Below are 22,472 nucleotides of genomic sequence, written 5' to 3' on the forward strand. Positions count from 1 at the left end.
CTTGGCGCTTGCCGACCGTGGTCACCCGCCCCGGCCCATATTAGAGTGACCACCATGGCTGATGCCCCCAAACGCGATCCCCAGGCCGACCGACCCGCCAACCAGCGCGGCGCCGCCCGCCTTGCGGCGGTTCAGGCGCTTTATCAGATGGATATCGGCCGCGCGACGCTCGAGGATACGCTGGCGCAGTTCGGCGCCTTCCACCTCGGCCGAGAGATCGAAGGCGAGCAATACCTGCCTGCCGACGCCGATTTCTTCCGCCAGATCGTCACCGGCGTCGCCAAGCACCAGCTTGCCATCGATCCGGCAGTCGATCGCGCTCTCGCCGAAGGCTGGCCAGTCGAGCGCGTCGATGCCACGCTCCGCGCCATTCTGCGTGCGGCGGCGTTCGAACTGCTGCGCCGCAAGGACATCCCGCCGCGCGTCGTCATCACAGAATATGTCGATGTCGCCAAGGCGTTCTACGAAGACGACGCGTCCGGCCTCGTCAATGCCGCGCTCGACGCTATCGCCCGCGAAGCCGGCTCCGACCTCACCGAAACCAGGTAGAGTAGGGCGTAGCCCTGGCTCTCGATTCTCCAGCAAATATCCCTGTTGACGAACCAGTACTGTACCGTCTAGTTTGATTGTGGTTCAAATCTGGGTGTCGTCATGACCGAGTTCCCGTCCCGCGGCCAATCCGTACGCAATATCGGCCTGCTCTCCGCCGTACAGGCGCTAGGCGGTTCGAACTCGTCCATTGTCATGACCGTCGGCGCGCTGGCTGCGGTGTCCTTTTCTCCCGATCCGGCCATGGCGACCCTGCCGGTCACGGCCATGATTATCGGCCTGGCGCTGGCCACCACCACGGCGACCCGGCTGATCTACCGCCTCGGCCGCACCCGTGGCCTTATGCTCGGCTCGGCGCTGGCAATTCCCGCCGCGCTGCTGGCCGCCCTCGGCGTCATCCTCGCCAACTTTTACATCTATTCGCTGGGCACCTTCCTCGTCGGCGCCTCCGGCGCCTTCGTGCAGCAGGTGCGCTTCGCCGCAGCCGATAGTGTGGCGCCGGACCTAAAGAGTCGCGCCATCTCCTGGGTGCTGTTCGGCGGCGTTGCCGCCGGCTTCTTCGGCCCGCAACTCAGCGCCATAACCCGCAACTGGATCCCGGGTTCGGAATACGCCGCCAGCTTTCTCGCCATCGTGGTGCTGTCGGCACTGTCAGTCGCCGTTCTCTCGCAAACCCGTCTTGCGCCGACAGTGGCCGCAGATGGCCAGGCCGGGCAGGGGCGGCCGCTGCGTGAACTGCTGCGGCAGCCCGAGATTTTCCTGCCCATGCTGGGCGCCTCGGTCACCTATGCGCTGATGACGCTCATCATGGTTGCCGCGCCGCTTGCCATGGTCCACTTCTGCGGCCACTCGCCCGATGCCGCCAGCGGCGCCATCCAGTGGCATGTGGTGGCCATGTTTGCCCCCAGCTTCGTCACCGGCGCCATCATCCGCCGCATTGGCGCGCACCTGGTCACCGCCATCGGCCTGTTGCTGATCATTCTGTGCGCCATCATCGCGCTCAACGGCATCACCGTGGGCCATTTCACCGTGACGCTGATCCTGCTCGGCCTGGGCTGGAACTTCGGCTTCATCGGTTCAACCGCCATGCTGACCAGCGCCTACCGTCCCGAAGAGGCCGGCCGTGTGCAGGCTATCAACGAGCAGGTCGTGTTCGGTTCCACCGCCATTGCCTCGATCGGCTCGGGCCTGCTGCTGCAACTGATCGGCTGGCAGTCGATCAACATCCTGGCCATCCCGCTCGCTGCCGTGACCATCGTGCTGCTGGCCTGGGGCAGCTTCCGCCGCCCGGCCGTCGCGTAGCACTGGTCCGCGGCGACCTTACGGTCTTCGCGGCGTCCACCACCACGCGTCCCCCGTCCACGACGTCATTCCCGCGAAAGCGGGAATCCCCCTGCAAGAGATGTCCGCTTTCGCAGGAATGACGCGGTGGGAACTCCGGCACTCAACCCACAGCCGGCGCCCGCTCATCCTGCCACGCCTCTTCCGCCACCGCATCGCCACCCTCCGCGACGACAGCTTTGACCGCATAGGTCGCCGCATGCGGAGCGTGGGTCGGCACATGCGCCGTCGCCGCGGCATGGCCCGCCGCCCGCGCCGCCTGTCGCGCCGCTTCCGTACCTGCCTCGCGTGCAGCCGCGTGCGCGGCCAGGGCGAATTGCCGCGCCTCGGTCATCGCCATCTCCCCACGCGCCCAGGCTCGCCCTGCCGCAATGGCCGCCCGCGGACGGTTATCCCCGCGCTGCGTTGCTTCGAACAAGGGTAAGACCCGCTCCGCGCAATCGGCGGCCCACAGGGCGAGCGTGCGATGCTCCTGGCTGTTGTTGTGCAAAACCTGCCTCCAGAATGCAAAAGGCCCCGGTATTCCGGGGCCTTCAAAACCGAAAATGCGCAGCCTTAGAACGACTGCAAAATCTGGTCGATGAACGTACGGTCCTCGCCGAACGACGGCGTGCGGCGCGTTTCGATGGCCACGGTCTTGCCGTCCTGCAGCGTGTATACGGCCTTGTCCGAGACCTTCTTGTTCTTGTCGAAATACACGGCAAGCACCGTACGCGAGTCGATCATGGTCATGCCGAACGCCGTCTGGCGCACCTTGGTCTCGACATAATACCATGCGGTCTGGTCGCCGAACGTATTGGTCGACTGCGGCGAACCCAGCACCAGCGTCACCAGGTCCTGGCTCTGGCCGTTGCGAATCTGGGCCTGCGCGCTATCGGAGATTTCGTAGCCCTGCGTGCGGGAACTGATCAGCGAGTTGCTGCTCGTGCAGGCGGCCAGCAGCAGCGCCAGCATGGCGGCGGCGGCAAATGGCGCGACTGAACGCGAAACGGTACGCAGGGGCATGAATTTGACTTTCCCGATGGCTCTCGACTATAGGCACGACAACAAGGCGGCGGCCTTTGTGGCCGCCGGAATGTGTAGCTGCCAACTTGTCCGTCTGGCAAGCTGGCAATGGTCCGATGGACCATTTTACCGGCCCGTCAGGCTGACCACGATGTTGAGCGCAACCCCATGATCTTCAACCTGTTCCGCAAGAATACCGCTACCGAACCGGTTTACGCCGTTTATAGCGCTATTGTGGCGCAATCCCGGCAACCCCGCTTCTATGCCGATTGGCTGGTTCCGGACACGGTGACCGGCCGTTTCGACATGATCAGCCTGCATATGGCGCTGCTGTTCCGCCGCCTTCGCGCCGAAAGCGGTGCGCGCAAGGATTTCAGCCAGGCCGTGTTCGACCTCTTCTTCAAGGATATGGATCGCTCCCTCCGTGAGATGGGCGTGGGCGATCTGGGCGTTCCCAAGAAGATCCAGAAGATGGGCAATATCTTCTTCGGCCTGCTTGCAGCGCTCAACGAGGCCATGGACCGCAATGATTCTGCAGCGCTCGAAGGCGTGCTGTCGCGCAATATCTTCGATGGAACGACCGGCCCGCACGTGACCGCCTTGGCTCAGTATCTGCTCGCCGAGGACCGGGCCCTTACGGCACAGCCCGCCGAAACCATTACGGGTGGCGCCATCGACTTCGAGGCAGCCGCGTGAGTTTTTCCGAAGCGCCGCTTTTCGAAGCCATCATCCGTATCGATCGCCTGCCGGCGACCGGTCGCGATCTCAAGGTTTCGCTCGACGAACCGACCCGCGCTGCCCTGGCAGAATCGCTCAAGCTCACCGCCATCGACAGTTTCGACGCCACCATGACCATCGTCCCGCTGCGCGGCGGCATCCGCGCGCAGGGCAGGCTGGTCGCCCGCATCGTCCAGCCTTCCGTCGTAACGTTCGAGCCGGTGACGCAGGACATTGATGAGGCCGTCGATCGGGTTTTCCTGCCCGAGGCGCACGCGCACAAGCCGACGCCGGGTTCGGAGGTCTTCGTCGACCTTGAGGACGACGATTTCCCCGACCATATCGACGGACCAGAGGTCGATCTCAGCGCGCTGCTGGTGGAGACGCTGGCCCTGGCCATCGATCCCTATCCGCGCCAGCCGGGTGAAAGCCTCGATTCCTTGGGCCTCAACAAGGACGGTGAGGATTCCGGTCCCTTCGCCGGTCTCGCGCGCCTCAAGAAGCCGGGTGATTCAGGCGCCTGATGGCCACAATCTCTCCTAACCATGATGGCATCTGCGCGTCGGCGGGTGTCATATGACGCTATTGTCCTCGTGACCGGGGGTTGCACCGACTCCCCGATGAGATATGTTTGCTCGCCCCCTTCTTTGGGGCGCAGAACGGGCTGAAATGACCGATACAATAACGATATCAGTGGACGCCATGGGGGGCGATAACGCGCCCCGGGCAGTCATCCACGGCGCCCATCTGGCCCTCAAGGAACGCAAGAACACTCGCTTCATCTTCCATGGCCGCCAGGAGCAGATTGCTCCGCTGCTTGAAGAATTTCCGGCCCTGAAACCGGCTTCGACCGTCCGACACTGCGAAGCGGTGATTGCCATGGACGAAAAGCCCAGCCAGGCTTTGCGCAAGGGCAGGGGCACATCCTCGATGTGGATGGCCATCCAGGCCGTCAAAGATGGCGAGGCCGATGTCGCCGTCTCGGGCGGCAATACCGGCGCCCTCATGGCCATGGCCACCTTCTGCCTTCGACCCATGGAAGGCATTGCCCGGCCCGGCATCGCCGCCATCTGGCCGACCCTGCGCAGCGACATCATCGTGCTCGATATGGGCGCCACCATTGGCGCCGACGCCCAGCAGCTTGTCGACTACGCCATTCTCGGCTCCGCCCTGGCCCGCTGCCTCTTCGACGATGAAGCGCCCACCGTTGGCCTGCTCAATGTCGGCACCGAAGAGGTCAAGGGCCTCGAATCGATCAAGGAGGCCGGCCGCATCCTCACCGAGGCCAGCGGCTCGGGCTTCACCTATCATGGCTTCGTCGAAGGCGACGACATAGGCAAGGGCACGGTCGACGTCGTCGTCACCGAGGGCTTTGTCGGCAATATCGCGCTCAAGACTGCCGAAGGCACCGCCCGCCAGGTTGGCTCCTACCTGCGCAGCGCCCTCAAGTCCAATCTGATGAGCCGCATCGGCGCGCTGTTCGCCACCTCGGCCCTCAATGCCCTGCGCCGCAAGATGGACCCGCGCACCGTCAATGGCGGCGTATTCATGGGCCTAAACGGCATCGTCATCAAATCGCATGGCGGCACCGACGAAATCGGTTACAAGAGCGCTCTCAGCCTGGCCTATGAAATGGCCCGCAGCGACCTGATCGCCAAGATCGGCGATACCATGAAACGCTTTCCCATCAAGGCGGTAGAAGCCGCCCCTGAATCAGAACCCGAGGCGAAACCGGCGTGACCAAGACGCGTTCAATCATCCGCGGTGTCGGCGGTTATCTCCCTGAAAAGGTCCTCACCAACGCCGAACTGGCAACCATGGTCGATACGTCCGACGAGTGGATCCAGCAGCGCGTCGGCATCAAGGAACGGCACATCGCGGCCGAGGGCCAATTCACGTCCGATCTCGCTGTGGAAGCGGCGAAGAAGGCCATGGCCGCCGCCGGCGTCACCCCTGATGACATCGACCTGATCGTTGTCGCCACCACGACTCCTGACTACACCTTCCCCGCCGCCGCGACCCTGGTCCAGATGAAGCTGGGCATGCATCACGGCATGGCGTTTGACATCCAGGCGGTGTGCTCCGGCTTTGTCTATGGCGTTGTCACGGCCGACAGCTACATCAAGAACGGTCTCGCCAATCGTGCGCTGGTCATCGGCGCCGAGACCTTCTCGCGCCTGCTCGACTGGACCGACCGCACCACCTGCGTGCTGTTTGGCGACGGCGCCGGCGCCGTGGTCATGGAAAAGGTCGAGCTCGCCGATGACGCGCCCGAGCAGGGCGTCCTCGCCTCGGCTTTGCGCTCAGATGGCCATCATTGGCAAAAGCTCTATGTCGATGGCGGTCCGTCGACCACCGGCACCACCGGCCATGTGCACATGCAGGGCCCCGAAGTGTTCCGCCATGCGGTCGGCAAGATCACCGACGTGGTCTACGCGACGCTCGATAAGTCCGGCTACACCGTCGATGACCTCGACTGGTTCGTGCCGCACCAGGCCAACAAGCGCATTATCGAAGGCGCCGGCAACAAGCTTGGTCTGCCGCCCGAAAAGGTCGTCATGACCGTCGACCTGCACGCCAATACCTCCGCCGCCTCGGTGCCGCTCGCCCTGAGCGCCGCCGTGGCCGATGGCCGCATCAAGCGGGGCGACCTGGTGATGCTCGAGGCCATGGGCGGCGGCTTTACCTGGGGCGCCTCGCTTATTCGCTGGTGACGACCTTGTGTCGGAGCAGTAAACAAGTGCTCCAGCGCATTGACCTCAACCGTTTCAAGGCGTTAGTCTCCGCCCCGGGTGGAGGACACAGCGTAGAAATCAGCCGCGCGAGGGGATTTGTGACGGTCTGGTATCGCTGATCGAAGGAAGGATTCCTGCGGTATAGCTCGACCTCTCTGGTCGTGCTGGCGCTAATTTTGATCAGGGCGGACTCGATCGCCCCGGCTTAGGAATTTCGGCCTTTCGACAACACGGGGGTGCGAATGACGCAAAAGACGGTAACACGGGCTGATCTCGCCGAGGCGGTCTATGGAACGGTTGGCCTATCGAGAACCGAATCGGCCGAATTGGTCGAACGCGTTCTGGAGCTCATCGGCGACGCGCTGATCGCCGGGGCCAACGTCAAGCTATCCTCATTCGGCTCGTTCCAGGTTCGCTCGAAAAACGAGCGTATCGGTCGCAATCCCAAGACTGGCGAGGAGGTTCCCATCCTGCCGCGACAGGTTCTTGTGTTCAAACCGTCCAACGTGTTGAAGTCCAAGATCAACAAATCTATGGTTCGTGCTGGAAAATAACGCATCCAGCGAGTCTCAGCCTCCGTGGACAAGTCGCCAGACGCCTTCCGGACGATATCAGAAGCAGCCGAGGAACTGGACCTGCCGCAGCACGTCCTGCGCTTCTGGGAGACCCGATTCTCGACCATCAAGCCGCTGAAGCGCGGCGGCGGCCGGCGCTATTACCGGCCCGAGGATGTCCTGCTGCTGCGCGGCATCCGCCACCTGCTCTACGATCAGGGTTTCACCATCAAGGGTGTGCAGCGCATCCTCAAGGATCAGGGCAGCCGCTACGTTATCGCCGTCGGTGAAGGCAAGCCGCTCGAAGATATCCTGCCGATGATTGAGCAGGCTGAAGCCGCCAGCGACGAAGCGGAGATCGAAGAGGCCGTCATGCTCTCCAGCCCCGGCCTCGACCGTGAATCCCGCGATCGTCTCTCCGACGTTCTCCGCGAACTTCTCGAGTGCAAACGCATCCTCGAACGCGCCCGTGAGAACTGAGTCTTCCGTCCATTGTTTGGGCTTTGGCGCTTGTCTTCTCACCGGCCGTCACCCTCGGGCTTGACCCGAGGGCCCTGTGCTTCTTAGACGCTCGGCAAGTGCAGAGCCCTCGGGTCAAGCCCGACGGGGACTCTGTGGATGGTGAAACGTCCAGTCTACTCCGCCATCACCGGCTGCGCCCCACTATCCGCCGCCGCCTTGCCATGGCTCTCCAGCTTCACATTCTTCATCAGCAGCGCACACACCAGCCCCACGGCAAACAGCGCCGCGCCGGCATAGAACACCATGTGAAACGCCCCGGCGAACACCTCGATCACTTCCTGTGCTGAGGCTGCGGGCAGGGTGGCAATGGCGCTCGGCGTCATCTCGGTCATCTGCCCCGGCATAGCCGCCAACGTCTCCGGGCTGATCCCAGTCTGCCCCCGCACCAGCCCGGCGGTGAGAATGCCGCCATTAGCCGCCAGGCCCAGTGATGCCCCGATCATGCGGGCCAGTGTCAGCGTTCCGGTTGCCGCGCCCACATCCTTGCGTGGCGCCGCCGACTGCACGGCCACCATCAGCGTCTGCATCTGCATGCCGATGCTGAACGAGAAGAAGAACATCAGCACGCCGATGACCCACAGCGGCGTCGTGGCGTGCACGGTTGCAAAACCCAGCATCACGGCAATGCCGAGCGCCATGGCCGCCACCGGAAACGGCTTGTACCGCCCGGTTCGTGCCACGATGTAGCCCGTGCCGATCGACGCAACGAGGGAACCCACCGATGACGGCAGGAACAGCAGCCCGGCCAATGCAGGCGGCAGGCCGGTCACCGTCTGCAGGAACAGCGCGAAATAGTTGAGCATGCCCAGCGTTGACACACCCGAAATCACCGAAATGGCCAGCGCCAGCCCGATGGTTGAATTGCTCAACAGGTGCAGCGGCACCATCGGCTCGGTGGCCCGGCGCTCGACCAGCACAAATGCCACCAGCGCCGCGATCACCACCACCGGCAGCACATAAACCATCACCCCGCCATAACCGCCGCCCAGCGCTTCCTCGGCCCAGAACACCAGCGCCGTGACCGCGCCGGCCAGCAGCAATCCGCCCGGATAGTCGATCTTGGGTTGCCGTCCTGTGGCAAAATTCGGCATGGCAAAAGCCAGCACGGCGATGACGATAACGCCGATCGGCAGGTTGATCAGGAAGATGTATTCCCACCCGATCGCCTGGCTGATCACCCCACCGGCCACCGGCCCAATCAGCCCTGACAGCGTAAACACCGCCGAGCTATAGCCCTGGTACTTCGCCCGCTCGCGCGGCTCGAACAGATCGGCCAGAATGCCGAAAGCCGACGTCATCAGCCCACCGCCGCCCAGCCCCTGCAGCACACGAGCGCCAATCAGGCTTTCCATCGACCACGCCATGCCGCAAACCAGCGAGCCGACCACGAATAGCCCAATCGCCACCATGAACACGCGCTTGCGGCCAAACAGGTCCCCCAGCTTGCCGTAGAACGGCGTCACTGCTGCCGTCGCCAGCAGGTAGGCCGCACCCACCCAGCCGAACAGCTCCAACTTGCCGAGATCGGCGGCGATGGTCGGTAGCGCCGTCGCCACGATCTGCATGTCGAGGCTGGCCATGAACATGCCGACCAGTACCGCGATGTAGATCGTCATCTTGCGGCGCTGCGAAATGGGAAGAGTGGTGGTCTCGGTCATGGCACATTCCTAAAAGAGCGCGCCAAAATGTGCCGATGTCAATTATGTGTCAAGATCATATATTGGACTCTGTCCCATAATTTGCTACGACCGCTGCCATGACGCACCCCGATGAAAAAAGTCACCTCGCCCACCTCGTTGCCTTGGGCATGTCGCCGGCCTCGGCTGCTGCCACGATCAAGATCGATGGCGTGATGGCCCATATCCGCCGCTCCATGGCGCGGCGCGAAATGGGGCGTCTGGCGATCAAGGCGCTCGATCTGCCGATCGACGTGGCAGATCTCGATATTCTGGTAACCCTGGAGATGGCGCCGGAGGGTGAAGCGACGGTTGGGTACATCGCCGAGCGCCTCAATGTAGATCCCTCGCGCGCTAGCCGCATCGTGGCCGATGCCGTCGACAAGGGCCTGGTGCGCCGTGTCGCCTCGCAGGCAGACGCCCGCCGTATCGGCCTGGAATTGACCGAAACCGGCCGCTCCCATGCCGAATCCGTCCGCCGCTACAAATGGGGCGTGTTCGCCGAAGCCCTCGGCGAATGGCCTGAAGACGACCTCGTCACCTTCGCCCGCCTCTTTGAACGCTTCAGCGGCTGGGTCGCCGAAGCCAAGGAAAAGGCAGGAAAGGGCTAAGGGGCTTTTCTCCGACCAAGCCGTCGACACCCTCCCCCTTGCGAGGAGGGATCAAGGGTGGGGGATGACTGGCCCGAATATCGGGGCTCTTACCGGGCGATTACTGTTGGGATGTCTTAAAGACCTCGTGGCTCGACAAGTTCACCACGCGGGCGGGCGCTAAGCCGCCAACAACCCCTTCAACTTCACCCCAACATCTCCCAGCGCCGCCACATCCGGCCGCGCAGCGCGCCCGATCAGCATCTCCGCCAACCTGATGTCCTTGGCCACCACATTCCCCACGCCGATCCCGCTTGCCGCCACCAGCCGTCCATCCGCACTGAGGTGAAAAAGAATGCTCGCCCCGTCCCCCAGCTCCCGCCGCACCACGGTGCTGCCCTCATCGGATAGCCCGGCAATCTGCAGCGTCAGCTCATACTGATCCGACCAGAACCACGGCACGCTCGAAACCGCTTCATTAGCGCCAAGCATATTCCGTGCTGCCAGACTCCCCTGGTCCTGCGCATTGCGCCAGCTCTCCAGCCGCACCCGCCGCCCGCCATAGATCGCCAGCGGGAACGAACAGCAATCGCCGGCCGCGAAAATGTTGGCATCACCAGTCCCCAGACACTGGTCGACCGCAATACCGTTATCGACCTCAAGCCCGGCCTCAGCAGCCAGCGACACGTTCGGCACCGCCCCAATTCCGATCAGCACCAGATCGGCCTCGATCACCCGCCCACTGTTCAGCGTCACCACGGCGCTGTCCGCACCGCTGGTCATGGCCGCAATGCCATCGCCAAACACCAGCTCGACTCCGCCCTCCCGATGCCGCGCCTCGATCTGCCGGGCAATCGCCTCCGGTACGCCACGCGACAGCAGCCGGGGCAGGGCTTCGATCAATGTCACATCAGCGCCCCGCCGCCGGGCCGTCGCCGCCAGTTCCAGCCCGATGAACCCGCCACCCACAATGGCAATGTGGCTACCCGCATTGAGCGCGTCCCGTATTCGCTGCGCATCCTCCATCGTCCGCAAATAGACAAAGCGCTCGCCATCAACGTCAGGCAGCCGCCGCGGCGACGCACCAGTTGCCAGCAACAGCTTGTCATAGGGCAGGGCCGTTCCATTGCCGCCGACCAGACGTTTCGCCCCACGGTCGATCGCCGCAACCTGCAGACCACCGCGAAACGCCACGCCGACCTCAGCCAGCCGCTCCGCCGTCGCAATCGTCTTGGCGGCAAACACCTCAGCCAGCATCCCCTCTTTGCTCAGCGGCGGTCGCTCATAGGGCAGGTGGTTTTCGCCACCCACCAGTGTCACATCGCCGCCAAACCCTTGCTCCCGCAAAGCCATCGCCGCCCGCGCACCGCACTCGCCCGCCCCGACAATCACAAAATGCTGTGTCACATCGCCTCCACCCACCCGCGCGTTAGGTCCAATCCTGCGAGCCCCGCTGTCGCCACCGCTTCTCGTACACCAATCGTCACCCTCGGGCTTGCCCCGAGGGCCCTACACTTGCCGCCCGTTTGGCAGTCTCCCCTTACCTCTCCCCCAATGGGAGAGGTGAAGGCCGCTTCAAACCTCAATAAACACCGCCCCATCCTCGACCTTCACCGGGTAAATCCGCAGGTTCACACATGCCGGCGCGCCCTTGGCCTCGCCCGTCTTGTAGTTGAACCGCCCATTGTGCTTGGGACACTCGATGATGTCGTCCATCACCAGCCCATCCGCCAGGCTGATCTGCTCGTGCGTGCAGAGCCCATCCGTGGCAAAATACCGGTCATCCGGGCTGCGATAGATCGCAAACACCTTCCCCGCGTGGTCAAAGCGGATCACATCCTCCTCATCCACATCATCGGCGCCACAAGCCTCAATCCACTCGGCCATCTATGTTCGTCCCTTAGCTCACAGTCGTTGCCCCTCGTCCCTTGTGGGAGAGGGATAGGAAATCCGCGTTCAGCGGGTTTTCGAGGGTGAGGGGTGCTGCGCCATCCCATGCCAGACGCCCACGAGAACCCTCACCCTTCGGGCACCTTCTCCCCCGGGGAAGAAGGGAATCAGTGGCGTCTACTCCGCCGCCACCGCCCCATCGCCATTGTGAAACGCTTCCTTGTACGGCCTGGCCGTCGCCGGCAGCTCGCGCTTCAGAAAGTAGTCCTCGTTCCTCAACTGCCGCAGGAACGCCGGCACCATCTCGCGATACCCCGCGATGATCGATCGGTTCGGTGCCGGCAGGTCATGCTTGATCAGCGCGTGCAGTTGCGGCAGGGCGTGGTAGGGCACCATGGGGAACATGTGATGCTCCACATGGTAGTTCATGTTCCAGTAGATGAAGCGGCTCACCGGGTTCATCAGCACCGAGCGGCTGTTGAGCCGGTGGTCGATGACATTGTCCGCCAGCCCGCCATGCTGCAGCAGGCCGCACATGACCATATGCCAGGCGCCATAGAGCCGGGGCAGTCCAACCAGCATCAGCGGCAGGATCGAGCCCATCCAGATCGACAGTGCAACAACCGCCGCATAGATCGCCACCCAGATACGGGCGACCCGGATTACCTTGTGCCGCTCCATCTCCGGGATAAAGCTGGCCTCTTCCTTTGTGATGACCCCAGCCGCATTGCGGACCATATCGATGACAGCATAGCCAACATCGAGAATCCCGAAGAAATTGAGCACGACGCGGAACAGGTCCGGTGGCCGCATCACCGCGATTTCCGGGTCGCGGCCGACAATCACCGTGTCGGTATGGTGTCGCGCATGGCTCCAGCGCCATGTCACCGGGTTCCGCATGACCATGAAGCACGCGATCTGGTAGACGACGTCGTTCATCCACCGCGTCTTGAACGCCGTGCCATGCCCGCATTCATGCCACCGCGAATCCGAGGCCGAGCAGTAGAGCACGCCATAGGCCAGGAAAAACGGCACCGCCCACCATGTGCCCCAGAGCACAATACCGCCAACCGCAAACACCAGCATCGCGCCCAGCCAGATCGCCGTGTCGCGGATAGCCGGACCATCCGAGCGCTGCATCAGTCCCTTCATGGTCTTGCGATCGATGTCGCTGTGGTACCACTCCGCCGCGGCCAATCCATTAGCCAGGGCGGCTTCCGAGCTTTTGCCGAGCAGGTTGTAGTCGCGTTTCGCAGTTTCGGCCAATTGCGCCTCTCAAGGGTAACAGTCTGCTAGCGAACTCGATTGTTCAGATGACGTTCATCTTGATGGCAAACTTGCGGTTTTCAGGCAATGCGCGCATGATGGTTTCTATCATTTACATCATTCTGATGCGAAAGATGGTGATAGGAAAATGCCATGGCAAACCGCCCGACCATCGCCGATCTCGCGCGCGTCTCCGGCCTGAGCGTGGCCACGGTCGATCGCGTGCTCAATGGTCGCTTGCCGGTGAAGCCGGAGACGGCGGAGCGGGTGTTTGCGGCGGCGGAGCAGGTTGGCTATCACGGGACAGGGCTTATCCGGCGACGGCTCGAGCAGAACCTGCCGCATTATCGGCTGGGATTTCTGCTGCAGCGGCCGGATCAGGTGTTCTATCAGGATTTCGGGCGTGGGCTGGAATATGCGGCGACCTTGCCGACCCAGTTCCGCGCCAGTTCGACATTGGCGCATTTGCAGTCCCAGACACCCGGCGAGATCGCCGAGCGGCTCAAGGATATGGCGAAGCGAGTCGATGCCATCGCCATGGTGGCCATCGATCATCCCGCCGTGACGTCGGCCGTTGCCGAGGTCGAAGCTGCCGGAAAGCCGGTATTCTCGCTGCTGTCAGACTTCGCCGCCGGTGTTCGCCACGGCTATGTAGGCACCAATAACCGCAAGGTCGGGCGCACTGCCGGTTGGTTCATCGCCAAGGCGGCGCCGGCGACGGGCAAGGTCGCCGTCTTCGTCGGCAGCCATCGCTTTCACGGCCACGAAATGCGCGAGATCGGCTTCCGCTCCTATCTCCGCGAAACCGCCCCCGACCTCTCCATCATCGACACCCAGGTCAGCCTGGAGGATGGCGCGCTGGCCCATGAGGCAACGCTGGATCTGCTGCGCCGTCATCCTGATCTGGTTGCCATCTACGTCGCCGGTGGCGGCACCGAGGGCGTCATCACCGCTCTGCGCGAGGAGGGGATGGCCGGCCGGATCGCGCTGGTTTGCAATGAAATCAATCCCTTCACCCATGCTGCCCTGGCCGACAACATCGCAACGGCGCTCATCGCGACGCCCATCGCCGCGGTGTCGCAATCGGTCGTTAATCTGATGGCCGCTGCCATCGCGTCGCCAGGCGCCGAATCGGGCGGACAAACCTTTTTGCCGTTCGATATCTATGTTTCCGAGAACATCTGATCGGCCCGTTTTGCCGCCCGGTCCAGCCACGTCGACCATTTTTGGAATGAATATTCCGCATTGACAACTTAACAGAACCTGTGTTTCATTTGCTCCATCAAATGACCGGGCAACATCAAGCATGCCCGGCGTCACAGGGAGTTCCGGATCTTGTCGCTAGCGTTCGCGCTCAACCACATGACAGCGCCGCAGCTTTCGCTGGCAGACTTCTTCCGTCTCGCTGCCAGTCTGCATGCGCCACGCGTGGAGATCCGCAACGACATTTCGGGCAATGCCATCCTCGACGGCACCTCCGCCAACGAGGTCAAGCGCCTGGCGTCGGAAAATGATGTGTCTATCATTTCCATCAACGCGCTGCAGCAATTCAATCATTGGTCCGCCACGCGCGCCGCCGAAGCCGAAACCCTCGCCGCCTACTGCTCCGGAAGCGGTTCCAAGGCCCTGGTTCTGGTTGCTGACAACTCTGGCCAGGCCTTTGACAGTGCTACGCGAATTGCCAATGCCACCGAGGCGTTGCAAGGACTTGTCCCCATCCTGCGCAAGTTTGGCATTATCGGCCTCGTCGAGTGTCTGGGCTTCGAGAGCTGCTCGCTCCGTTCCAAGAAGGAAGCCGTGGCCGCGATCGATCGCGCCAATGGCCGTGATGTGTTGCGGCTCACCCACGACACCTTCCATCATCATCTCGCCGGCGAACCAGACCTGTTCCCCGAACTGACCGGCCTGGTCCATATTTCCGGTGTCGACGATCCCGCGATTGCTGTGGGCGATATGCGCGACAGCCATCGCGTGCTGGTCGGCCCCAAGGATCGCCTCGACAATGTCGGCCAGATCGCCGCTTTGCGGGCAGGGGGCTATGCCGGCCCGCTATCGTTCGAGCCCTTTGCAGAGGAATTGCGCCACCTGGCCGATCCGGCCGGGGCTGTGCGGCAGTCCATGACGTTCATCACCGAATCCCTCAAGGCCCGCGCGGCCTGAGGCTCAAAGAATTCCCGGACAAGGGAACATCCGGACAAATGGGGCGCAACCGGACGCCCGCTCTGTGGAGGAGAAAACGAAATGAAGAAGATCGCGCTGGCCGCTCTGGCCACCACCATGCTCACATCAGGCTTCGTCGGTGCTGCCCAGGCCGAAACCGTCGGCGTCACCATGGCCGCCTTCGACGACAACTTCCTGACCGTGCTGCGCAACGGCATGGGCGACTACGCCGCGACGCTGGATGGCGTGGAGCTGCAGGTGGAGGACGCGCAGAACGACGTGTCCAAGCAGATGAGCCAGATCCAGAACTTCATCGCTTCGGGCGTCGACGCCATCATCGTCAACGCGGTGGATACCGATTCGACCGCCCCGATGTCCCAGCTTGCTGCGGAGGCCGGCATCCCGCTGGTTTATGTGAACCGCCAGCCGGTCAACCTCGATACCCTGCCGGAAAGCCAGGCCTTCGTGGCCTCTAACGAAGTCGATTCCGGCACACTCGAAACCAAGGAAGTCTGCCGCCTGCTGACCGAGGCCGGCAAGACCGAAGCCAACATCGTCGTGCTGATGGGCGAACTCTCCAACCAGGCCGCCCGCCAGCGCACCCAGGACGTGCATGACGTGATCGCCACGCCGGAATGCTCCTTCATGAAGATCGTCGAGGAGCAGACTGGCAATTGGTCGCGCCAGCAGGGTGCCGATCTTGTTACCAACTGGCTGTCCGCCGGCATCGCCTTTGACGCTGTCGTCGCTAACAATGACGAAATGGCCATCGGCGCCATCCAGGCACTCAAGGCGGCTGGTGTCGCCATGGATGCCGTGATTGTCGGCGGTGTCGACGCTACCGCCGACGCCCTGGCCGCCATGGAAGCTGGCGATCTCGACGTGACCGTGTTCCAGAATGCTGCCGCGCAGGGCTCCGGGGCTCTCGATGCGGCCCTGGCGCTGTCGCGCGGCGAGGCCGTGGAACGCGAAGTCTGGATCCCCTTCGAACTGGTGACCCCGGCGAATTTGGCTGACTATCAGGCGAAGAACTAAGGGTAGAGGCAGTCTCTCCCGGCCCACGGAACAGGCTTCCCTCCCCCTCGTGGGGAGGGAGTGAGGGTGGGGGGAGTCGCACGCTCCGCGCTCTCGGCCCCACCCACCCTGGCCCTCCCATTAAGGGGAGGGAATTCCACCGAGTGCCCGGTCTGGCCCTGCCCACAACAGTCTTGGATGCGCCCGTAAATCGGCGCATCCTCCACGCAACACGCCCGGAACGGGCATGGGAGGCCTGAGCGATGGTCAGTCCGCAGACGATGCGAGCGGTCCGCGAAAGCGGTGCCGTGCCCAACGCGCCCTTTCTTCTGGAAATCGCGCACGCCCGCAAGGAATTCCCCGGCGTTGTGGCGCTGGATGACGTCTCCTTGCAGCTCAAGCGCGGCACCGTGCATGCGCTGATGGGCGAGAATGGCGCCGGCAAATCGACGCTGATGAAGATCATCGCCGGCATCTATGTGCCCGATAGCGGCACGGTAACGCTGCGCGGCGTTGATATCCAACTCAAGTCGCCGCTCGATGCGCTCGAGAACGGCATCGCCATGATCCATCAGGAACTCAACCTGATGCCCTATATGACGGTGGCCGAAAACATCTGGATCCGCCGCGAGCCGCTGAACCGCCTCGGCTTCGTTAACCACGGTGAACTCAACCGGCGCACTGCCGAACTTTTTGCCCGGCTCAATATCGATATCGAACCGGACGTACAGGTGTCGACCTTGAGCGTCGCTAACCGGCAGATGGTCGAGATCGCCAAGGCCGTGTCCTATGAGAGCGACGTGCTCATCATGGACGAACCGACCTCGGCGCTGACCGAAACCGAGGTCGCCCACCTCTTCCGCATCATCCGTGACCTGCGTGAGCAGGGCAAAGGCATCGTCTACATCACCCACAAGATGAGCGAGCTGTTCGAGATTGCCGACGAGGTGTCGGTGTTCCGCGATGGTCGCTATATCGGCACCCACGCCTCATCGGACGTCACCCGCGACGACATTATCCGCATGATGGTGGGTCGCGAAATCACCCAGATGTTCCCGAAGGAAGAAGTGCCGATCGGCGAAGTCGTGCTGTCGGTCAAGGATCTGGGCCTCAACGGGGTCTTCTCCGATATTTCATTCGACGTCCGTGCCGGCGAAATTCTGGGCATTGCCGGCCTCGTGGGCTCGGGGCGCTCCAATGTCGCCGAAACCATCTTCGGCGTGACGCCAGCCTCGACCGGGACCATTTCGATCAGGGGCGAGAAGGTCGACATCTCGTCGCCAACAGTGGCCATCCAGCATGGCATGGCCTTCATCACCGAGGACCGCAAGGAAACCGGCTGCCTGCTGATGCTCGACATCCAGGAGAACATGCAGCTCGCGGTTTTGCAGGACAGCTACACCCGCATGGGCTTCGTGACCCAGCAAGCACTGAGCGCCGTCTGCGAGGACATGAGCGCCAAGCTGCGAGTCAAGACCCCCAACCTCGGGGAGCGGGTGGAGAACTTGTCGGGCGGCAACCAGCAAAAGGTACTGATCGGTCGCTGGCTGCTGACCAACCCGAAGATTCTCATCCTCGACGAGCCGACGCGCGGCATCGACGTCGGCGCCAAGGCGGAAATCCACCGGCTCGTGACGCAACTGGCGCGCCAGGGCGTCGCGGTTATCATGATCTCGTCCGAACTGCCCGAAGTGCTTGGCATGAGCGACCGCATCATGGTGATGCACCACGGACGAGCTACGGGCTTTCTGGACCGCGCCGAAGCGGACCAGGTCAAGATCATGGAGCTGGCGGCGCGATGAGGGCCTTTGACCAGATTACTTCATCCATCGTCACCACCCGGCTTGTCCGGGTGGTCCACGCCACCGCATCAGTCGAGTCTTGGATTGCCCGGACAAGCCGGGCAATGACGGCCGAACGAAATAGAACAGCAAGCGCAATTTTCGCCGCCAGGAGGACCTGAGCATGACCACCACATCCGAAAGCCTAGCGCCCGCACGGGCGCGCCGGCGCAAGCTGCCGACCGAGCTCTCCATTCTGCTGGTGCTGGCCGGCATTGCCCTGACCTTCGAGGCGCTGGGCTGGATCTTCATCGGCCAGTCCTTCCTGATGAACCAGCAACGGCTGACCATCATGATCCTGCAGGTGTCGGTGGTCGGCATTATCGCCGTGGGGGTGACGCAGGTCATCATCACCGGTGGTATCGACCTGAGTTCCGGCTCGGTGGTGGGCATGACCGCCATGATTGCGGCCAGCTTCGCGCAAAGCGCCGACTGGGCCCGGCCGGTCTATCCGGCGCTGGTCAGCCTGCCGGTCTTCATTCCGCTGCTCATCGGCCTCGCTATCGGTACGCTGGCCGGCATCATCAACGGCTCGCTGATTTCCTACACCAAGATTCCGCCCTTCATTGCCACCTTGGGCATGATGGTGTCGGCGCGCGGTGTAGCCAAGTGGTATACCAAGGGCCAGCCCGTTTCGGGCCTGACGCCGGAGTTCAACTTCATCGGCTTCGGCATCTGGCCGGTCATCATCTTCCTCGGGGTGGCGCTGATCTTCCACATCGCCTTGCGCTACACCCGCTATGGCAAGTTCACCTATGCCATCGGCGCCAATCCGCAGGCGGCTCGCGTCTCCGGCATCAATATCGAAAAGCACCTGATCAAGGTCTATGCCATTGCCGGCATGCTGGCGGGGCTGGCGGGCCTGGTCACCGCTGCTCGCGCCCAGACCGCGCAGGCCGGCATGGGTGTGATGTATGAGCTTGACGCCATTGCCGCGGCCGTTATCGGCGGCACCTCGCTGGCCGGCGGGCAGGGGCGCATCACCGGCACGGTGATCGGCACCATTATCCTGGGGACGATGACCTCGGGCTTCACGTTCCTCCGCATCGACGCGTACTATCAGGAGATCATCAAGGGCATGATCATCGTCGCCGCCGTGGTGGCCGACCAGTATCGCCAGCGGAAGCGGAAGAAGGCTTAGTTCTGCCGCGTTCCATCCTCACCCACGGCGTCACCCCGGCCTTGAGCCGGGGTCCATCCTGAGATGGACCAGCGGGGCGGCGGGCGTTGAAATACCCCAGGATGGATACCGGCCTGCGCCGGTATGACATCAAGTTTGTTGCATAACCGCGCCACCTCCCGGCGCGCCTACCCGGAGACTACAAATGACCGTTCGTTTCGGCCTGCTCGGCGCTGGCCGCATCGGCAAGGTGCATGCCAAGGCAATCACCTCCAACCCCAAGGCCAAGCTGGTCGCCGTTGCCGACGCTTTCGAGAAGGCGGCAACCGACCTGTCCGGCCAGTATGGCTGCGAAATCCGCACCATCGACCAGATACTCAAAGCTTCGGACATCGATGCGGTGGTGATCTGCACGCCGACCGATACCCATGCCGACCTGATCGAGCAGTTCACCAAGGCCGGCAAAGCCATCTTCTGTGAGAAGCCGATCGATCTCGACGTCGAGCGTGTCAAGGCCTGCCTCAAGGTCGTCGACGCTGCTGGCGGCACGCTGATGGTGGGCTTCAACCGCCGCTTCGACCCGCACTTCCAGGCCGTCAAGGACGTCATCGCCAAGGGCGAAATCGGCGCCGTCGAGATGGTGACCATCATCTCGCGCGATCCCGGCGCCCCGCCGGTCGACTATATCAAGCGCTCGGGCGGCATCTTCCGCGACATGACGATCCACGATTTCGACATGGCCCGCTGGCTGCTCGGCGAAGAGGTCGAAACCGTGACGGCGCAGGCATCGGTGCTGGTCGACAAGGCCATCGGCGAAGCCGGCGACTATGACAGCGTCTCGGTGATGCTCTCGACCGCGTCAGGCAAGCACGCCACCATCTCCAACTCGCGCCGCGCCACCTATGGCTACGATCAGCGCATCGAAGTGCACGGCTCCAAGGGCGCCGTCTCGGCCGAAAACCAGCGCCCGGTCTCGATCGAAGTCGCCAACGCCTCCGGCTACACCCGCCCGCCGCTGCACGACTTCTTCATGACCCGCTATCTCGAGGCATATGCCCGCGAAATCAGTACCTTCATCGACGCCGTTGAATCAAAATCTCCGGCCGCGCCGAGTGGGCTGGATGGGTTGATTGCATTGGCGCTGGCCGATGCGGCGGTGAAGTCGGTGAAGGAGGGCCGGGCGGTGAAGGTGAGCGAAGTCACCGGCGCGCTGGCGGATAAGAGCGTGTTCCAGGGGCGGTAAACGCTTCCCAAATTCGATCATCACCCTCGGGCTTGACCCGAGGGTCTCTCCTCGCCTGTGCCGTGCTGAAATTGGCCCTCGGATCAAGTCCGAGGGAAACGCCGGTGGGTGGGGAAACGTCAGGGCCAGCCCTACTTCAACAGCCACTCATGCTCGGCCGCATTGTGGAATTTCCACACCCGCTTCGGGCCAGCCATGACGTTGAGATAGTACAAATCATACCCCGCCGTCGTCGCCACCGGGTGATAACCCCGCGGCACCAGCGTCACGTCGCCATCTTCCACCGCCATCGCCTCGTCCAGGCTCCGGTCGTCGGTATAGACGCGCTGGAACGCAAAACCCTGAGGCGGGTTCATCCGGTGATAGTAGGTCTCTTCGAGAAAGCTCTCGTGCGGCAGGTTGTCCTGGTCATGCTTGTGCGGCGGGTAGGACGAGGTATTGCCCTGCGGGGTGATCACCTCGACCACCAGCAGCGAGTTGGCCGAGGCGTCGTCCTCCGGCATGATATTGTAGACGTGTCGTACATTGGCACCCTTGCCGCGGGTGATGCGCGGATGGGTACCCGGCGGAATGACCTTGGCGGTGTAACTGCCGCCCCCCGGCGCCGCGCAGACCGCCAGCTCCACCGCCGTGGTCGCGTCGGCGACCCATTCGCTGCCCATTGGCACATAGACAGCCCAGGGCGCGCCCTCGAACGGCGTCATGCGCTCGCCGATCTCGCCGAGATCGACACCGTCGACCGAAATCCGCGCCTTGCCGCTGACCAGCACCAGGCACAGCTCCTTGTCACCAGCCTCGCCGCCCGTGACCTCACCGGCGGCGAGCTTGTGCAGCGCGAAGCCGACATAGGTCCACCCAGCCGAAGCCGGGGTGACGTCATGCACCAGGCCGGTCGTCCCCTTCGGGCGTATCAGGAGGTTGGATTTGCTCATTGGCCGGGTCCTCTTTTGGAAACGCATAGAAGAAATTGTAGAGCGAGTAGGCGAGGGCCGCCCCGACCAGGACGCCCCAGAAGGGCTCCTTGTTCCAGATCCATTCCCAGGCGCACCACACCGCCAGAAAACCGGTGATGGCAACGCGCCGCCACAGGGGTCGAAACCAGCTTACGTCATTGGGCTTCAGCGCCACGCTTCGTTCCTCTTCGCTCGTCATTGCCGGGCTTGTCCCGGCAATCCATAGGGCCGAGCGCCGCCCTGTCAATGGATCACCCGGACAAGCCGGGTGATGACGCTGGGCGGATTTATCCCGGGAAGCCCTGAGTCTCCACTGTGTAGCCGGCGGCGGTCATGACGCGCATGAGCTCCTTGTAACCAACCTGCGCCATCCGGAGCGGCGGGTTGGGCTTGGGGTCCTGCTCGGCCTCGACCACGAACCAGCCTTCATAGCCGTAGTCGGCGAATTTCTGCACGATCGCGCCGAAGTCCAGCGACCCGTCGCCTGGCACGGTGAACGCACCGAGCGCGACGGCATCGAGGAATGATTGCTTGCTGCGATCGAGCTTGTTGATGACGTCCATCCGCACGTCTTTGACATGCACGTGGTTGATACGCCTGTGGTGATTGTCGATGGCGCGGAGCACATCACCACCGGCAAATGCCAGATGGCCCGCATCCAGCAGAAGCGGAATGCCGGCGCCGGAATACTTCATGAAGGCGTCGAGCTCGGGTTCGGTCTCGACCACAGCCGCCATGTGATGGTGATAGGAGAGGGGCATGCCCTGTTCCGCGCACCATTCGCCGAATTCAGTGACCTTGCGGGCATACGCCTTCATCTCGTCATCGGAGAGCTTCGGCTTCTGCGCCAGCGGAATCTCCCGCTTGCCCTGGATCGAGCGGCCGACTTCGCCATAGACGATGCAGGGCGCGTTGACCGCCTTGAAGAGGTCGATCATCGGCTGGATGCGGTCTTTGTTGGCAGCGAGGTCTTCATCGACCAGCGTGCCAGAGAACCAACCGCCGCACAGGGTAACGTCGGCCGCCTTCAGGATGGGCAGCATCACCGCGGGATCGTCAGGAAAGCGGCGGCCCTTCTCCATGCCGGTAAAGCCGGCCGAACGCGACTGGCGCAGGCATTCCTCAAGGGAAACGTCATCGCTGAGTTCGACCAGATCGTCGTTCCACCACGCGATGGGGGACATGCCGAGTTTGGCTTTCAAGGTACTTGCTCCGAGTATAATGCCGCAGAGGGCCAGTATATTTCGCGATGCCATCCCGGCGAAGGCCGGGATCCATGTCCGTATGTGGCCCTGC

General features: G+C 63.0%; 24 protein-coding genes. 15 read left to right on the forward strand and 9 right to left on the reverse strand.

All coding sequences use genetic code 11. From position 1 onward, the window contains the following. Positions 1 to 54: 54 nt before the first annotated feature. Together nusB and MF606_RS07625 are read left to right on the forward strand one after the other, a co-directional pair. Positions 55 to 549: a transcription antitermination factor NusB gene (nusB, locus tag MF606_RS07620; protein WP_240233209.1), complete on the forward strand. Its 495-nt coding sequence runs from the start codon at positions 55 to 57 to the stop codon at positions 547 to 549. A 102-nt stretch (positions 550 to 651) separates the two neighbouring features. Next, positions 652 to 1,851: an MFS transporter gene (locus MF606_RS07625; protein WP_240233210.1), complete on the forward strand. Its 1,200-nt coding sequence runs from the start codon at positions 652 to 654 to the stop codon at positions 1,849 to 1,851. Positions 1,852 to 1,993: 142 nt separating this feature from the next. On the opposite strand, the gene MF606_RS07630 is transcribed toward MF606_RS07625, so the two are convergent. After that, positions 1,994 to 2,380 (reverse strand): putative immunity protein, encoded by a 387-nt coding sequence (locus MF606_RS07630; RefSeq protein WP_240233211.1) that lies wholly within the window; start codon positions 2,378 to 2,380, stop codon positions 1,994 to 1,996. A 65-nt stretch (positions 2,381 to 2,445) separates the two neighbouring features. Continuing rightward, on the reverse strand, positions 2,446 to 2,895 hold the full coding sequence (locus MF606_RS07635; RefSeq protein ID WP_240233212.1) for an outer membrane protein assembly factor BamE: 450 nt from the start codon (positions 2,893 to 2,895) through the stop codon (positions 2,446 to 2,448). A gap of 168 nt (positions 2,896 to 3,063) precedes the next feature. Between MF606_RS07635 and MF606_RS07640 the strand changes: the two genes are divergently transcribed. The 6 genes from MF606_RS07640 (at position 3,064) to MF606_RS07665 (ending at position 7,381) form a co-directional block, all read left to right on the forward strand. Beyond that, on the forward strand, positions 3,064 to 3,591 hold the full coding sequence (locus MF606_RS07640) for a ubiquinol-cytochrome C chaperone family protein (RefSeq protein WP_240233213.1): 528 nt from the start codon (positions 3,064 to 3,066) through the stop codon (positions 3,589 to 3,591). After that, the gene (locus MF606_RS07645) at positions 3,588 to 4,136 is read left to right on the forward strand and encodes a YceD family protein (RefSeq protein WP_240233214.1); all 549 of its coding nucleotides are present in this window, start codon (positions 3,588 to 3,590) and stop codon (positions 4,134 to 4,136) included. Before MF606_RS07640 ends, MF606_RS07645 begins: the two co-directional genes overlap by 4 nt. Positions 4,137 to 4,281: 145 nt before the next feature. After that, a complete protein-coding gene (gene plsX, locus MF606_RS07650; protein WP_240233215.1) occupies positions 4,282 to 5,352 on the forward strand; it encodes a phosphate acyltransferase PlsX in 1,071 nt (356 codons plus the stop codon). Then, positions 5,349 to 6,326: a beta-ketoacyl-ACP synthase III gene (locus MF606_RS07655; protein WP_240233216.1), complete on the forward strand. Its 978-nt coding sequence runs from the start codon at positions 5,349 to 5,351 to the stop codon at positions 6,324 to 6,326. Before plsX ends, MF606_RS07655 begins: the two co-directional genes overlap by 4 nt. A 263-nt stretch (positions 6,327 to 6,589) precedes the next feature. Continuing rightward, entirely contained in the window at positions 6,590 to 6,901 is a 312-nt protein-coding gene (locus MF606_RS07660; protein WP_240233217.1) for an integration host factor subunit alpha, read from the forward strand. Between the two features lie 24 nt (positions 6,902 to 6,925). After that, positions 6,926 to 7,381, forward strand: a complete 456-nt coding sequence (locus MF606_RS07665; protein ID WP_240233218.1) for a MerR family transcriptional regulator — start codon at positions 6,926 to 6,928, stop codon at positions 7,379 to 7,381. Positions 7,382 to 7,536: 155 nt separating this feature from the next. Here MF606_RS07665 and MF606_RS07670 read toward each other — a convergent pair whose 3' ends face one another. Next, positions 7,537 to 9,081 carry an MDR family MFS transporter gene (locus MF606_RS07670; RefSeq protein ID WP_240233219.1) on the reverse strand — a complete coding sequence of 515 codons (1,545 nt, stop codon included), beginning with the start codon at positions 9,079 to 9,081 and terminating at the stop codon, positions 7,537 to 7,539. A gap of 98 nt (positions 9,082 to 9,179) precedes the next feature. On the opposite strand from MF606_RS07670, the gene MF606_RS07675 reads away from it, so the two are divergent. Then, positions 9,180 to 9,710, forward strand: a complete 531-nt coding sequence (locus tag MF606_RS07675; RefSeq protein WP_240233220.1) for a MarR family winged helix-turn-helix transcriptional regulator — start codon at positions 9,180 to 9,182, stop codon at positions 9,708 to 9,710. A 159-nt stretch (positions 9,711 to 9,869) separates the two neighbouring features. Here MF606_RS07675 and MF606_RS07680 read toward each other — a convergent pair whose 3' ends face one another. The 3 genes from MF606_RS07680 to MF606_RS07690 all read right to left on the reverse strand — a co-directional run bounded on the left by MF606_RS07680 (position 9,870) and on the right by MF606_RS07690 (position 12,845). Beyond that, positions 9,870 to 11,096: an NAD(P)/FAD-dependent oxidoreductase gene (locus MF606_RS07680; RefSeq protein ID WP_275693134.1), complete on the reverse strand. Its 1,227-nt coding sequence runs from the start codon at positions 11,094 to 11,096 to the stop codon at positions 9,870 to 9,872. Between the two features lie 168 nt (positions 11,097 to 11,264). Continuing rightward, a complete protein-coding gene (locus MF606_RS07685) occupies positions 11,265 to 11,576 on the reverse strand; it encodes a MocE family 2Fe-2S type ferredoxin (RefSeq protein ID WP_240233221.1) in 312 nt (103 codons plus the stop codon). A 180-nt stretch (positions 11,577 to 11,756) separates the two neighbouring features. After that, entirely contained in the window at positions 11,757 to 12,845 is a 1,089-nt protein-coding gene (locus tag MF606_RS07690; RefSeq protein ID WP_240233222.1) for a fatty acid desaturase family protein, read from the reverse strand. 153 nt (positions 12,846 to 12,998) lie between these two features. Here MF606_RS07690 and MF606_RS07695 point away from each other — a divergent pair, with 153 nt between their 5' ends. From MF606_RS07695 to iolG, 6 genes are all read left to right on the forward strand, one after another. Beyond that, on the forward strand, positions 12,999 to 14,030 hold the full coding sequence (locus MF606_RS07695; RefSeq protein ID WP_240233223.1) for a LacI family DNA-binding transcriptional regulator: 1,032 nt from the start codon (positions 12,999 to 13,001) through the stop codon (positions 14,028 to 14,030). Between the two features lie 147 nt (positions 14,031 to 14,177). After that, on the forward strand, positions 14,178 to 15,005 hold the full coding sequence (locus MF606_RS07700) for a TIM barrel protein (protein ID WP_240233803.1): 828 nt from the start codon (positions 14,178 to 14,180) through the stop codon (positions 15,003 to 15,005). 81 nt (positions 15,006 to 15,086) lie between these two features. Continuing rightward, the gene (locus MF606_RS07705) at positions 15,087 to 16,040 is read left to right on the forward strand and encodes a sugar ABC transporter substrate-binding protein (protein WP_240233224.1); all 954 of its coding nucleotides are present in this window, start codon (positions 15,087 to 15,089) and stop codon (positions 16,038 to 16,040) included. Positions 16,041 to 16,282: 242 nt separating this feature from the next. Further along, a complete protein-coding gene (locus MF606_RS07710) occupies positions 16,283 to 17,821 on the forward strand; it encodes a sugar ABC transporter ATP-binding protein (protein ID WP_240233225.1) in 1,539 nt (512 codons plus the stop codon). 163 nt (positions 17,822 to 17,984) lie between these two features. Next, positions 17,985 to 19,001, forward strand: coding sequence for an ABC transporter permease (locus tag MF606_RS07715; protein ID WP_240233226.1), 1,017 nt, complete (start codon positions 17,985 to 17,987; stop codon positions 18,999 to 19,001). Between the two features lie 184 nt (positions 19,002 to 19,185). Next, positions 19,186 to 20,223, forward strand: coding sequence for an inositol 2-dehydrogenase (gene iolG / locus MF606_RS07720; protein WP_240233227.1), 1,038 nt, complete (start codon positions 19,186 to 19,188; stop codon positions 20,221 to 20,223). Between the two features lie 131 nt (positions 20,224 to 20,354). Here iolG and iolB read toward each other — a convergent pair whose 3' ends face one another. From iolB to iolE, 3 genes are all read right to left on the reverse strand, one after another. Further along, positions 20,355 to 21,155 (reverse strand): 5-deoxy-glucuronate isomerase, encoded by an 801-nt coding sequence (gene iolB, locus MF606_RS07725; protein WP_240233228.1) that lies wholly within the window; start codon positions 21,153 to 21,155, stop codon positions 20,355 to 20,357. Beyond that, a complete protein-coding gene (locus MF606_RS07730) occupies positions 21,100 to 21,375 on the reverse strand; it encodes a hypothetical protein (protein WP_240233229.1) in 276 nt (91 codons plus the stop codon). Before MF606_RS07730 ends, iolB begins: the two co-directional genes overlap by 56 nt. An 88-nt stretch (positions 21,376 to 21,463) precedes the next feature. After that, positions 21,464 to 22,378 (reverse strand): myo-inosose-2 dehydratase, encoded by a 915-nt coding sequence (gene iolE / locus MF606_RS07735; RefSeq protein WP_240233230.1) that lies wholly within the window; start codon positions 22,376 to 22,378, stop codon positions 21,464 to 21,466. Positions 22,379 to 22,472: the final 94 nt, after the last annotated feature.

The organism is Devosia lacusdianchii (assembly GCF_022429625.1).
Classification (GTDB): domain Bacteria; phylum Pseudomonadota; class Alphaproteobacteria; order Rhizobiales; family Devosiaceae; genus Devosia; species Devosia lacusdianchii.

Excerpts from the sequence above, each read along its gene's own strand:
- MF606_RS07685 (WP_240233221.1), bottom strand. The coding sequence starts at position 11,576 with ATGGCCGAGTGGATTGAGGCTTGTGGCGCCGATGATGTGGATGAGGAG.
- MF606_RS07625 (WP_240233210.1), top strand. The coding sequence starts at position 652 with ATGACCGAGTTCCCGTCCCGCGGCCAATCCGTACGCAATATCGGCCTG.
- nusB (WP_240233209.1), top strand. The coding sequence starts at position 55 with ATGGCTGATGCCCCCAAACGCGATCCCCAGGCCGACCGACCCGCCAAC.
- MF606_RS07705 (WP_240233224.1), top strand. The coding sequence starts at position 15,087 with ATGAAGAAGATCGCGCTGGCCGCTCTGGCCACCACCATGCTCACATCA.
- iolB (WP_240233228.1), bottom strand. The coding sequence starts at position 21,155 with ATGAGCAAATCCAACCTCCTGATACGCCCGAAGGGGACGACCGGCCTG.
- iolG (WP_240233227.1), top strand. The coding sequence starts at position 19,186 with ATGACCGTTCGTTTCGGCCTGCTCGGCGCTGGCCGCATCGGCAAGGTG.
- MF606_RS07675 (WP_240233220.1), top strand. The coding sequence starts at position 9,180 with ATGACGCACCCCGATGAAAAAAGTCACCTCGCCCACCTCGTTGCCTTG.
- MF606_RS07695 (WP_240233223.1), top strand. The coding sequence starts at position 12,999 with ATGGCAAACCGCCCGACCATCGCCGATCTCGCGCGCGTCTCCGGCCTG.
- MF606_RS07730 (WP_240233229.1), bottom strand. The coding sequence starts at position 21,375 with ATGACGAGCGAAGAGGAACGAAGCGTGGCGCTGAAGCCCAATGACGTA.
- MF606_RS07670 (WP_240233219.1), bottom strand. The coding sequence starts at position 9,081 with ATGACCGAGACCACCACTCTTCCCATTTCGCAGCGCCGCAAGATGACG.
- MF606_RS07710 (WP_240233225.1), top strand. The coding sequence starts at position 16,283 with ATGGTCAGTCCGCAGACGATGCGAGCGGTCCGCGAAAGCGGTGCCGTG.
- MF606_RS07640 (WP_240233213.1), top strand. The coding sequence starts at position 3,064 with ATGATCTTCAACCTGTTCCGCAAGAATACCGCTACCGAACCGGTTTAC.
- MF606_RS07715 (WP_240233226.1), top strand. The coding sequence starts at position 17,985 with ATGACCACCACATCCGAAAGCCTAGCGCCCGCACGGGCGCGCCGGCGC.
- plsX (WP_240233215.1), top strand. The coding sequence starts at position 4,282 with ATGACCGATACAATAACGATATCAGTGGACGCCATGGGGGGCGATAAC.
- MF606_RS07635 (WP_240233212.1), bottom strand. The coding sequence starts at position 2,895 with ATGCCCCTGCGTACCGTTTCGCGTTCAGTCGCGCCATTTGCCGCCGCC.
- MF606_RS07660 (WP_240233217.1), top strand. The coding sequence starts at position 6,590 with ATGACGCAAAAGACGGTAACACGGGCTGATCTCGCCGAGGCGGTCTAT.